Genomic DNA, 1266 nt, shown 5'->3' on the forward strand with positions numbered 1-1266 from the left:
GAGGGTCGAGTTAACGGGCTACTCTACATGCGGAGCGACGGCATCGCGGACCGACTACGCACACAAGCTGCTAGGCCGGTGCGACGCCATGCTCTCCGTTCTCACTGGCTTCGCACCATGTCACACGGCGTGGCAGATTATTGCCACTTCCCGCTTCCACGCATCGCGAGACGGCTAGCATGGAAGGACTTCGGCTAGCACTTGAGGCGTATAACAAAACGAATCGTCTGATGTCCACGCCGGGACAGCAATTCTTGGGCGCAAAGACATACATTGCATCGAAACAGGAACGCAGGGAGGACGCGAAAACCGCGTCGAAAGTACCACGATGCGCAAGAGGGCCTGTATGGGGGAAGGGTGAGGGAAATGCCGGTCGAATTAAACCACACCATCGTGCATAGCCGCGACAAACGTGCCTCTGCCGTCTTTTTAGCTCGGATACTGGGACTTGGTGCACCTTCGGCCTTCGGGCACTTTATCACGGTGGAATTGGATAACGGGGTTTCGCTCGATTTTGATGACGCCCGGGAAATTCGCCCGCAGCATTATGCGTTTCTCGGGGATGAGGAGTCCTTCGATGCGATTTTCGCGCGTGTCAAAGCGGCGGCCATCCCCTATTTCGCCGATCCAGGGCACCGGCGGCAAGGCGAAATTAACACGCTCGACAATGGGCGGGGATTTTATTTTTCGGATCCGAGCGGGCACAATTTAGAGATTTTGACGCGCTCGTATGGCTCAGCTGGATAGTTTTTACTCCAAGACGGCAAAGATTAAGGAATCGCGCCAGCGGCCGCGAACCCAGAGATGCTCGCGAAGGTGGCCCTCAAGGTGGAAGCCGGCCTTTTCCAGAACGCGCCGGGAGCCGATGTTGGCCGGATCGCAGGTCGCTTCAATCCGGTGGAGATGCAGGGACTCGAAGCCGAACTGTACCAACAGCCGAGCGGCCTCGGTGCCTAAGCCGTGATTCCAGAATTGGCGATGAAGAACGTATCCGATATCCGCCAGGCGATGTTCCGGTTTTTGCACGGTGATGCGGGCCCCACCAATGATGCGGCCGGTTGCCCGATGATGGATGCCGAGGATGAAAGTTCGGCGGCGGGTGGCCATCGTATGGGCCATGGCATCCTGAAGAAAGCGTTCCGCAGCGGAGCGGTCATTCGGTTGCCATACGGTGAATTGGGTGACCAACGGGTTTTAACAGTTTCTTAAAACTTTATCTATGGTTATCCATCATTGTATAATTGTGGTATGAATCGAAAACTTGTT

The 1266-nt window shown here is 55.8% G+C and carries 3 protein-coding genes; 2 read left to right on the plus strand and 1 reads right to left on the minus strand.

Going from position 1 to position 1266, the window contains the following annotated elements; genetic code table 11:
• Both HIJ39_RS23945 and HIJ39_RS22990 read left to right on the plus strand, forming a co-directional pair.
• A partial coding sequence (locus HIJ39_RS23945; RefSeq protein ID WP_207711885.1) for a hypothetical protein occupies positions 1-198 on the plus strand: 198 nt, incomplete at its 5' end.
• A gap of 168 nt (positions 199-366) precedes the next feature.
• On the plus strand, positions 367-747 hold the full coding sequence (locus HIJ39_RS22990; RefSeq protein WP_169103349.1) for a VOC family protein: 381 nt from the start codon (positions 367-369) through the stop codon (positions 745-747).
• Positions 748-750: 3 nt separating this feature from the next.
• Here the strand turns inward: HIJ39_RS22990 and HIJ39_RS22995 are convergent, their stop codons facing one another.
• A complete protein-coding gene (locus HIJ39_RS22995) occupies positions 751-1188 on the minus strand; it encodes a GNAT family N-acetyltransferase (protein ID WP_243239928.1) in 438 nt (145 codons plus the stop codon).
• Positions 1189-1266: the final 78 nt, after the last annotated feature.

It is taken from the genome of Sulfobacillus harzensis (genome assembly GCF_012933365.1).
Classification (GTDB): Bacteria; Bacillota; Sulfobacillia; order Sulfobacillales; family Sulfobacillaceae; genus Sulfobacillus_B; species Sulfobacillus_B harzensis.